This window comes from Streptomyces sp. NPDC003042, assembly GCF_053591315.1.
In genome coordinates, this window is sequence record NZ_JBSFTP010000078.1 from 25041 (window position 1) to 36070 (window position 11030).

The 11030-nt window shown below is 68.7% G+C and carries 5 protein-coding genes and 1 pseudogene; 5 read left to right on the forward strand and 1 reads right to left on the reverse strand.

Annotated elements, in window-relative coordinates:
• Positions 1-140: 140 nt before the first annotated feature.
• On the reverse strand, positions 141-1136 hold the full coding sequence (gene sbnA, locus ACWDYJ_RS29340; protein WP_451568600.1) for a 2,3-diaminopropionate biosynthesis protein SbnA: 996 nt from the start codon (positions 1134-1136) through the stop codon (positions 141-143).
• Between the two features lie 968 nt (positions 1137-2104).
• On the opposite strand from sbnA, the gene ACWDYJ_RS29345 reads away from it, so the two are divergent.
• The 5 genes and pseudogenes from ACWDYJ_RS29345 to ACWDYJ_RS29365 form a co-directional block, all read left to right on the forward strand.
• Entirely contained in the window at positions 2105-4804 is a 2700-nt protein-coding gene (locus tag ACWDYJ_RS29345; protein WP_451568601.1) for a Pls/PosA family non-ribosomal peptide synthetase, read from the forward strand.
• 39 nt (positions 4805-4843) lie between these two features.
• Positions 4844-7396 (forward strand): non-ribosomal peptide synthetase, encoded by a 2553-nt coding sequence (locus tag ACWDYJ_RS29350; protein ID WP_451568602.1) that lies wholly within the window; start codon positions 4844-4846, stop codon positions 7394-7396.
• Between the two features lie 41 nt (positions 7397-7437).
• Positions 7438-8493 (forward strand): TauD/TfdA family dioxygenase, encoded by a 1056-nt coding sequence (locus tag ACWDYJ_RS29355; RefSeq protein WP_451568603.1) that lies wholly within the window; start codon positions 7438-7440, stop codon positions 8491-8493.
• Complete coding sequence (gene sbnB / locus ACWDYJ_RS29360; RefSeq protein WP_451568604.1) at positions 8490-9581, forward strand: 2,3-diaminopropionate biosynthesis protein SbnB; 1092 nt, start codon at positions 8490-8492, stop codon at positions 9579-9581. The genes ACWDYJ_RS29355 and sbnB overlap by 4 nt, the downstream gene beginning before the upstream one ends.
• A gap of 1051 nt (positions 9582-10632) precedes the next feature.
• A pseudogene (locus tag ACWDYJ_RS29365) lies at positions 10633-11030 on the forward strand (hypothetical protein); the annotation flags it as partial.

Below are 11030 nucleotides of genomic sequence, written 5' to 3' on the forward strand. Positions count from 1 at the left end.
ACGGGTTCTGCGGCGGTTCGTGCCCAGGTGGCCGGGCTCCTCCACCGGCCGGCCCGGTGTCCGTACTGCGTGGCGGTCAGCCGAGGCGGCCCTCGCCGGGCCGATCGCCTACGGCCTGTGGCTGTGGCGCGCTCGGCGGGTCAGGCTGTTGTGGCGGTGGCGGTGGCGGTGGCGGTGGCGGTTTGGGGCTGGAGTACGTCCTCGCCGTAGAGGTCTTGCACCCAGTCGGTCTGGTAGACGGTTTCGAGGTAGCGCTCGCCGAGGTCGGGGGCGATGGCGACCGCGGTCACCTGCTGTTCCTGCTGGGCCAGCCACTGGGTGGCGCCGTTGACGACGGTGCCGGTGGAGCCGCCGAAGACGAAGCCGTGGCGGGCCAGTTGGTGGCACGTGCGGATCGTCTCGGCTTCGTTGACGTGTACCACGTCGTCGACGTAGGAGGTGTCGAGGAGCGGGGGGCGGATGCTGGTGCCGAGGCCGGGGATCATGCGGCGACTGGGCGTGTGTCCGAAGGTGGCGGAGCCTTCCGTATCGATCGCGACGATGCGTACCGGGCGGTGCCAGGTGCGGAAGTAGCGGGCGCACCCCATGAGGGTCCCGGCGGTGCCGGCCCCGATGAAGAGGACATCAAGGTCGGGGAAGGCACGGGCGATGGCCGGTGCGGTGGTGCGGTAGTGAGCAGTGTGGTTGTTGGGGTTGGTGTACTGATTGAGCCATACGTAGCGGTCGTCGGAGGCGCGCAGGGCACGGACGTGGTCGATGCGGGCGCCGAGCAGGCCGCCGGTGGGGGAGGGTTCGGTGACGATGTGGATCTGGCTGCCGAGGGCTTCCAGGAGCAGCCGGGTCGCCGCGTTGCAGCGGGAGTCGGTGACGCACACGAACTGGTAGCCCTTGCTGGCTGCGATCATGCTCAGCGCTACGCCGAGGTTGCCGGAGGAGGACTCGACCAGGATGGAGCCAGGGGTGAGCAGGCCGTCGCGTTCGGCGGCCTCGACCATTGCGGTTGCGGCTTTGAGTTTGATGGACCCCGCGAAGTTGAATCCTTCGCATTTGAGGAACAGCCGGTGCCCGGTGATCGCCTCGAGGTCGACGTAGAGGTCGTCTTGGTTGAATTCCTGGGGGGTGGATATGACCGGCATGGTCACCTCCTTGTATGCGCTCACGGCGGCGTCTGGTGCCGCCGGCCTGTATGGGGCGGCGGCTCGGGGAAGACGTCGCCTGCTGCTACGTCTTCGGGACTCCTCCAGTACGCGGGCTGACCGCAGCTCTGTCATGCCACCGGATTTCGTGGCTTGACACCGGCCACGATCACGGATGGGCGCTGGGCGGTCGTGGTTGTCCGAGGCGGGGACGGTGCCCGCGGGGCGGCTCGTCTGCGTCTCCCGCGAGGGCTGCTCTGCTTCACAGGGGCAGGGCTGGTCCGACGTGTGGCGTTCGGCTCACGCACGCGGTCTCCTGCCGGCGAACGCTGACCGGTCTACCTGGCTGAGCGCTCTTCCCGTACGCCGACGGTCGGGCTTCCGGTGTCCTGCCGTGTCGGTGTGTCCCAGGCTGTCCGGCAGCCTTGTGGGCGGCCTTGAAACGGCGGCCTGCGGCCGGTGGCCGGCGCCACGTCCGTGCGGGTTCGCAAGAGGCGAAGACCGGCACCAGCGGTCATTTACCGCTGCGGGTGCGTGGTGTCAAGTCACGACATTCAGCGGCGTGACGGGTATGTGCCGGCCGGGCCTACTGGAGGGGCGGCATCACGAATGGCATCACGAATCCGCCCTTGAACGCTTGAGGCCTTTCGCGGACGGAAGACGACGTCCGCACCCGCAACGACCAAACCGCAGCGTTTGTGGTTCGCGGGAGCGGCAGTGAAAACCGCGGCATGCGACGTCACCGTTGCCGCGCGCCGCAAACACCCGATCCATGCCGAAAGGCATCTCCTGACAGCGGAATATACGCATTTAGGTGGGATAAGCATGTTTTTGTTGTGTGGTGACCAGATGAGAGCTCACGGCCTCGCGGCCTGGGGAGCGCTGACTCCTGCCACAGGTCCCGTGCGCGGCCGGCGAGTGCCCACCGCCGCGGCCTGCGGCGCCCGGAACGTCGTCGAGGAGCACACATGGTAGAGAAATCCACCCATGCCTGGACGGCCGCCCCGCCCGGCACCTCAACGCTTTCAAGCAGCGGGCCCGAAGGCAGGCCACAGGGCACATCCGGCGCCCCGGCGACCGAGACCGCGCGGCTCCTTGCGGAGGTGCTGGCCGATGTCGTGGGCGTGGAACAAGTGCCGGGCGACAGTAACTTCTTTGATGACCTGGGCGCTGACTCGATGGTGATGGCGAGGTTTTGCGCCCGGGTCAGGAAGCGGGCGGACCTGCTGCCCGTATCGATGAAGGACGTCTACCGGCATCCCACCGTCAACAGCCTGGCCTCCGCGCTCACCCACACCACGCCCGCGGCCCCCGCGCCCACCCACCCCGCGCCTGCGGCCCGGCCCGCGCCCGTGCCTGTCCAGCCATCTGCCCGTCCGGCCGTCCCGGCCGTTCCAGCCTCGACGCCGGCGTCCGCTTCGGCGCGCAGGACGGCGGCGCGGGCAGGCACAAGGCAGTACCTGCTGTGCGGAATGCTGCAGTTCCTGGCGTTCCTCGGCTATTCCTACCTCGCTGCCCTGGCCGCGGTCCGAGGCTTCGAGTGGGTCGCCGCCGGCACCGGTGCGCTCGATGTCTACCTGCGATCCGTACTGGCGGGCGGCGCGGGTCTCGTCGGCCTGTGCATGGTGCCGATCGTGGCGAAGTGGACCCTCATCGGTCGTTTCACGCCCCGAGAGTTCCCCGTCTGGAGCCTCAGCTACGTACGCTGGTGGCTGGTCAAAACCTTGATCCGCACAAGCCCCGTCCGTCTGTTCGCCGGGTCGCCGGTGTACGTGGCATATCTCAGGGCGCTGGGCGCGAAGATCGGGCGCAATGTCGCGATCTTCTCCACGCACATCCCCGTCTGCACCGATCTGCTCACCCTCGGTGACGGAACGGTGATCCGCAAGGATGCGCTCTTCTCCTGCTACCGGGCACAGGCCGGTCTCATCCAGACCGGCCCCGTCACCCTCGGCAGCAACGTCCTCGTCAGCGAACAGACCGTCCTCGACATCAACACCTCGATGGGCGACGAGGCCCAGCTCGGGCACGCCTCCAGCCTGCACGCCGGTCAGACTGTCCCCGCCGGCGAGCGCTGGCACGGGTCACCGGCCGAGCCCACCGGCACGAACTTCCGTACGGTCGGTTCCGTCGACTGCTCCACCGCCAGGAAGGTCCGCTACACCGTCGGGCAGCTGCTCGCCCTGCTGCTGGTGTCTCTGCCGCTGGCCACCGGCGGCGTCACCGTGCTGCTGGCCCCGCTGTCGCAGCTGAGTACTCCAACACCGCAGGCCGGGACTTCGGCGTTCACCGGCGGGACGTTCTATCTGGGTGCGCTGGCCGCATCCTTCGTGCTGTTCTTCGGCGCCGCTTTCGCCGGACTGATGATCCAGGGCGTGGTACCGCGCCTGCTCAATCTGGCGGTCAAGCCCGGCACGGTCTGTCCGCTGTACGGCTTCCACTACGGTCTGCAGCGGGCCATCACGCTCCTGACGAACAGGAAGTTCTTCACGGCGCTGTTCGGGGACAGCTCCGCGATCGTCCACTACCTGCGCTATCTCGGCTACGACCTGTCCCGTGTCACACAGACCGGTTCGAACTTCGGAACCGAAGTGAAGCACGACAGCCCGTTCTTGACCTCGGTGGGCAGCAAGACGATGGTCGCCGACGGCCTGTCGGTCATCAATGCCGAATACTCCAATTCGTCATTCAGGCTGTCCCGGGTCTCGATCGGAGCCAACAGCTTCCTCGGCAACCGCATCGCCTATCCCGCGCAGGCCAGGACCGGTGACAACTGTCTGCTGGCGACGAAGGTGATGGTCCCGGTCGACGGAGAGGTACGGGAAAACGTGGGCCTGCTCGGCTCACCTCCTTTCTCCATTCCACGCACGGTGATGCGCGACACCCGGTTCCAGGACCTGGAGAGCGGCAGCGAGCTGCGCCGGCGCCTGGCCGCCAAGAACCGCCACAATGCCGTCACGGCGGGGCTGTACCTGATGGCGCGGTGGATCCACCTCTTCGCCGTGACCCTTGTCGCCCTGGCCGCCACCACCCTCTACCCCTCGCTGGGTGCGTCGGCGTTCGCGCTGGCCGGTGTCCTCACACTGCTGTTCACCGTCGTCTACTTCGCGCTGATCGAACGGGCCGCCACCGGATTCAAGGCCCAGAAACCGCTGTACTGCTCGATCTACGAGCCGTCGTTCTGGCGGCATGAGCGCTTCTGGAAGATGGCGTCGGTCGATTACCCGCAGGTCTTCGACGGGACCCCCTTCAAGAACGTCGTCTGGCGGTTGCTGGGTGCGCGGATCGGCAAGCGGGTCTTCGACGACGGCTGCTTCCTCCCGGAGCGCACCCTCGTCACCATCGGGGACGACTGCACGCTGAACGCGGGCACGGTGGTCCAGTGCCACTCGCAGGAGGACGGCGCTTTCAAGTCCGACCGCACCACGATCGGTGACGGCTGCACCCTCGGTACCGGCGCGTTCGTCCACTACGGCGTGACGCTGGCAGACGGCGTCCAGCTCGCCTGCGACTCCTTCCTCATGAAAGGCGAGCAGGTCCCGCAACGGGCCAGGTGGGGAGGAAACCCGGCCCGGCAGCTGCCCGACGACACCCCGCCACCCGCCGCGCCGCCGGCACACCTGTCCGGCGCCGCGCCCCAACGCCCCAGCCCGCTCGGCCGCACCTGATGCCCAACCACATCAGTACCAGCACAGGAGAGACCCCTTATGGCACTCAACGCATCCACCAGTAGAGAGTTCTGGCACGGCGTCCTGGCCGCCGGCAGCGGCTTCACCCCCCTTCCACGCTGGACCCGGTTCCCGGTTGAGGGCGTGGCCGAGTACGAGACGCCGGTCCCAGCCGGCCAAGCGACAGCATTGCGCCGGCTGGCGGACGACCTGGCGGTGCCGCTGAACCGCGTGCTGCTGACCGCCCACGCGAAGGTGCTGGCTGCGCTGAGCGGCGAACAGGAGGTCACCACCGGTTACGTCGCTGCCGCCGGCCGTCGGCCGCTGCCCTGCAGGCTGACGACCGGCCCCGGCTCATGGCGGAACCTTCTGCTGCACACCGGCCACGCCCTCGCGAACCTGCTGGCCCACCAGGACTTCCCCGTCGATGACCTCAGGCGGGAACTCGGCCTGGCCGAACCCCCCTTCGAGACCGTGCTCGATCCCACCGGCATCAGCGGCGACCTCCCCGGCGCCGACGGTACGCCGGCCCGGGACAGCGGCACCCTGGCCGCGGACACGGCACTGTGGGTGGGCATCGCGCACCACGACGACGGACGGCTGACGCTGCGGCTGCGCTACCGCACCGACGTCCTCGACGCGGACTGCGCTGCCCGGATCGCCGGATATCACCTGACCGCGCTCGCCCTGATCGCCGCTGACCCGGATGCCGATCACGCAGGTCAGAGCCTGCTGTCGGCCGAAGAGCTCCGTTTTCAGCTCCATGGCCTTGCCGGCCCGCCCCGCGACCTGCCCGAGCGCCGAGTGCACGAGCTGTTCGAGCAGCGCGTACGGCAGCACCCGCATGCCGTCGCCGCCCAGCACGGCGACCGGGAGTGGACCTACCAGGAGCTCAACTCCCGCGCCAACCAGCTGGCCCGCGCCCTGCGGGCCCAAGGACTACACCGTGAAGGGGTGGTCGCGGTGGCCATGGAGAGGAACCTGGACTGGCTGGCCGCCGTCCTGGCCGTCTTCAAAGCCGGCGGCGCCTACCTGCCCATCGAGCCGCACCTGCCGGCCGAACGCATCAAAGCCATGCTGGCCCGTGCCGGATGCGGGCTCGTCATGACAGAACCGGGCGTCACCACCACCCTCCAGCCGGCCCTCGCCTCCCAGCCCGCGGTCCAGACGCTGTTCGTCGACACCGTCTACGGCCAGGAGCATTCCGCGACCGATCTCGGTATCGACGTAGCACCCGACCAGCTGGCCTACATCTACTTCACCTCCGGCTCGACGGGTGAGCCCAAGGGCGCGATGTGCGAACAGCAGGGCATGCTCAACCACCTCTACGCCAAGATCGACGACCTCGAGATCGGCGAGGGGCAGGTGGTCGCCCAGACCGCGCCCCAGTGTTTCGACATCTCGCTGTGGCAACTGCTCGCCCCATTGCTGGTCGGCGGCCGGACGCTGCTGATCGAGCAGGAAGCGATCCTCGACGCCTCACGGTTCGTCGACACCGTCGCACGCGGCCAGGTCACCGTGCTGCAGGTCGTCCCCTCCTACCTCGACGTCGTCGTGTCCCATCTCGAGCAGCACCCCCGGACGCTGCCGGACCTGCGGTACGTGTCGGTCACGGGTGAGGCGCTGAAGACGGAACTCGCCCAGCGCTGGTTCACCGCCCAGCCCCACATCAAGCTCGTCAACGCCTACGGGCTGACGGAGACCAGCGACGACACCAACCACGAGGTCATGGACCGCACACCAGACACCGACCGGGTCCCGCTGGGCCGGCCCGTCAACAACGTGCACCTCTACGTCGTCGACGAGCACCTCAACCCGGTGCCGCTCGGCGCACCCGGCGTGATCGCCTTCTCCGGCGTCTGCGTCGGCCGCGGCTACGTCAACGACCCCGAGCGCACCCGGCCGACCTACCTTGCCGATCCACACCGTGAGGGCAGGCGCCTGTACCGCAGCGGTGACGTCGGCCGCTGGCTGCTCGACGGCAAGCTGGAATTCCTCGGCCGCCGCGACAACCAGGTCAAGATCCGCGGTTTCCGTATCGAGACCGGCGAGATCGAAAACACCCTGCTACGAGCACCCGGGGTCCGCGACAGCGCCGTGGTGGTCACCGAACGGCCCGACCACAGCACCCACCTGGTGGCGTTCTACACCGCCCCGCACCCGCTCGAAACCAGCATCCTGCTGGACCGGCTGGGCACGTCACTGCCTGGGTACATGGTCCCCTCGGCCATCCACTGGCAGGAAAGCCTCCCGCTGACCGCCAACGGCAAAATCGACCGGAAAGCCCTGACGGCCCTGGCCACGCGCCTTCACGCCGCCGAGGACGACGTCCAGGCGCCGCATACGCCCGCCGAACAGCGGCTGGCGGCCGCGTGGGCGAGCGTGCTCGGCATTCCGCAAGGCCAGATCGACCGGCGCGACAACTTCTTCGACCGAGGCGGCACCTCCCTGTCGGCCGTGAAACTCGCCATCACCCTGGACCGCGCGGTGTCCCCGGCAGACGTCACCCGCCACCCCGTCCTCACCGATCTGGCCCGGTTCCTGGACACCGCGTCCCACCAGCGCCCCACCGCACAGCCGGCCTCCCCCTGATCGCCGGCCTCCTTCTCAACACCACCGAAAGGACGAAGACCATGTCATTCACCAGCCCCGCCCCGATCAGCCCCACCCCTGTGGCCACTTCCGCGTCCGTGCCCCGGGTAGACCCGCACCCCGGCAAACCCCCGATACTGCACGTCCCCACCCCGGCCCCGGCCGATCTACCGGCCTGGGCAGCCGAACACCGCCACACCCTGCGCGGCCTCGTCACCGAACACGGCGCCGTACTCGTCCGCGGGCTCGGCCTGTGCGACACCGGGCAGGTGAGCGCCGTCTTCGGCCAGCTGACCCCCGCCCTGATGACCGACACCGAAGCCTTCGCCCCCCGTCAGACCTACACCCCCGGCGTGTACTCCTCTACGGCGTGGCCGGCCAACCAGCCCATGTGCATGCACCACGAGCTCAGCTACACCCACAGCCCTCCCGGTCTACTGCTGCTGGCCTGCCTGACGGCGCCCACCACGGGCGGAGCCACCGCCCTCGCGGATTCCGCCACGGTCCTGGACGCACTGCCGCCGGAACTCATCCAGCGGTTCGAACAGGACGGCTGGCTGCTCACCCGCACCTACAACGACGACATCGGCGCCTCCTGGACCGAGGCATTCGGCACCGACGACCGGGCAGCCGTCGAGAACTACTGCCGGGCCAACGCCATCGAGTTCGCCTGGCAAGGCGACGGCAGCTTGCGCACCCGCCAGCGCCGCCCCGCCGTGGTGCGCCATCCGGCCACAGGCCGGCGCTGCTGGTTCAACCAGATCGCGTTCCTCAACGAGTGGACGCTGGCGCCCGAGGTAAGGGAGTACCTCATCGACGTCTACGGCCCCGAATCCCTGCCGTTCAACACCGCCTTCGGAAACGGCGACCCGATCGGCGAGGACGTGGTCCAGCTGATCAACACGGTCTACGCCGAGCACACCATCCGCGAACCGTGGCAGTCGGGCGACCTGATGCTCATCGACAACGTCCGCACCGCCCACAGCAGGGAACCGTTCGAGCCACCGCGCGAGGTCCTCGTCGCCATGGCCGAACCGCGGCCCCCGGCCTCCTTCCCGCCCACCCCGACCGCCGCGCCCGAGGGGAGCACCCGATGACCACGTTCCGTCCCACCGCTACGCAGGCCCCCAGGTCCGAACCGAACGCGGCGCCACCGCCGTTCACCGTGCCCCCGTTCGCCGTGATCCCCGGAGCCCAGGTCCAGCACACGCTCCAGGGCCAGGAACGCCAGATCACGGAGCTGATCGAGGCCACCTACGATCTCCACGCCGCCGGGCAGTCGGTGAACCCGCCGTCGTACTTCCTGCGCTTCCCCGACCGCCCGGCCGCCCGCATCATCGCGTTGCCCGCATCGATCGGCGGGCAGGCGCCGGTGGACGGCCTCAAGTGGATCTCCAGCTTCCCCGACAACGTGCAGGCCGGCATCCCCAGGGCCTCGGCGGTGCTGATCCTCAACGACCACGACACCGGCTACCCGTTCGCCTGCCTGGAGAGCTCCATCATCAGCGCCACCCGGACGGCCGCGATGGCCGCATCAGCGGCCAACACGCTCAGCCAAGGCCGCGGGACACGACCGACCCGCATCGGATTCTTCGGAACAGGCCTTATCGCCCGCTACATCCATACCTTCCTGACCGCGACCGGCTGGTCCTTCGACGAAATCGGCGTGCATGACATCTCTGCCGACAGCGCGGCCGGCTTCCAGAGCTACCTGCAAGCCACCCATGCGACCACCCGGATCACCGTGCACGACAGCCCCGAGGAGCTGATCCGCTCCAGCGACCTGCTGGTCTTCGCGACCGTCGCCAGCCGGCCACACATCACCGACCCGGCATGGTTCGACCACAACCCCCTGGTCCTGCACGTGTCACTGCGCGACCTCGCCCCCGAGATCCTGCTCGCCTCGACCAACATCGTCGACGACGTCGAGCACTGCCTCAAAGCCGACACCTCACCCCACCTGGCCGAGCAGCTCACCGGGAACCGCGACTTCCTCACCGGCACGCTGCACGACGTCACGACCGGACGCGCGGCACTGCCGCAAGACCGGCCGGTGGTGTTCTCACCCTTCGGCCTGGGCGTGCTCGACCTCGCCGTCGGCAAACACGTCTACGACGAGGCTGCCCGCACAGGGCAACTGCACGTCATCGACGGCTTCTTCCACGAAACGCGCCGATACGGATAAAGGAGCTGCTCTCCGGCACCAACCTCGACGGCGCGCCCCTGGTCAGTACCAAGCCGAAGTCCGACGCCGCCCACCCTCTTCCACCGCGGCCGCGGGCAGATGATCGACCACATGCTCGTCACCCGCGATCTCCTGACCCACTACCGCGGCTCAGAGATCCACAACGAAATCCTCCACGACGACTCCCTCGCCTTCGCCACCAACGGCAAATTCCCGGAGTCCGACCATGCCCCCGTAGTCGCCACCTTCGAACTTCGACTGACCCCCAGCACCACAACACCCCCCGCCCGTGACCGGCGCGCGCGGCTGGGGCACAGCCGTGGCTCTGGCGGTGTCGGAGCTGTCATGTGGTCGGGTGAGGCGTGGCGGTACGCCGGTCCTGCCCCGGCAGCACGGGGCGGACGGACGGGCCGTCCATCAGGTGCCGGTGGACCTGGACGGGTCGACGTCGATGGTTGCCCGCCTGTACGCGTGGCCGCAGCCGGGCTCCCGCTCCGGCGCACAGCCGTCTGACCCGGGGCCGCCTGTGTCCACCGGCGGCAGGTGACACGCGGACTCCGCGGCGGTTCGGACCCGTGGCAGGCGGCAGCGGTACCGAGCTGGTCGCGGCCGATGGAGACGTGGCGGCCGCCAGTCGGGCTCGGCTCGTGGACCACGATGCGATGCCCGGCTGAGGTCATGGGCCCGTCATACGCCCCGATTCGGCCACGCCGGGTGGCGCGGTGGCTGCGCGTCCCGGCGCCCCAGCCGCGCCCGTCGTGATCACTGTGGAGCGAGAGGTGCGGCTTGCCCTCGACTCCCCAAACGTCCTTGTGTGCAGAAGGCTGCGCCGGGCGCCGGACGGCTCGCCCCAGCATGGCGGCAGCCTTTTACCAAGATCGGTTTTAGACGTCAAGCCACGTATTCGAGTGGCGTGACGCATGCCCTCCCGCAGGGTTTATTTGAAGCACGTCCTCACCGGGGCCCCGAGAGTTCGAGGCCGAAAGAATTGCTCCCGACCTATTTCGCGGGGCGGTTTATAAATTCCCTTTACGTCGAATGGAGAATTCCCATGTTCGAGCGTTTCTCGACCCGTCGTATCGTCCTGGCCGGAGCTTCCCTGGCGCTGGTGGGTGGCGGTATCGCCCTGCCGGCGACCGCGATGGCAGCACCGGCCGCCGTCCCGCAGGCCGTCGCCCTCCTTCCCGCCGACAGCGCCGACGGCATCGGTACCGGCGGGGACGCGAACGCCGAGAACACCACGGTCGGCGGTACCGCTACCGGCGGCAACGCCGACTCGGGTGTCGGCGAGTGCAAGGGCAAGTGCGAGATCAACACCGGTAACGCCACCGGCGGTAACGCCAGTGCCGACGCGATCAACCAGGGCGACGCCACAGCGGTGGGCGGGGACGGCACGGGCACGGGCGGCACGGTGAACAAGGTCGACAAGCAGGTGATCAAGAAGCAGCT

Coding starts and splice junctions, on each gene's coding strand:
- sbnA (WP_451568600.1), bottom strand. CDS start 1,136: ATGCCGGTCATATCCACCCCCCAGGAATTCAACCAAGACGACCTCTAC.
- ACWDYJ_RS29355 (WP_451568603.1), top strand. CDS start 7,438: ATGTCATTCACCAGCCCCGCCCCGATCAGCCCCACCCCTGTGGCCACT.
- sbnB (WP_451568604.1), top strand. CDS start 8,490: ATGACCACGTTCCGTCCCACCGCTACGCAGGCCCCCAGGTCCGAACCG.
- ACWDYJ_RS29350 (WP_451568602.1), top strand. CDS start 4,844: ATGGCACTCAACGCATCCACCAGTAGAGAGTTCTGGCACGGCGTCCTG.
- ACWDYJ_RS29345 (WP_451568601.1), top strand. CDS start 2,105: ATGGTAGAGAAATCCACCCATGCCTGGACGGCCGCCCCGCCCGGCACC.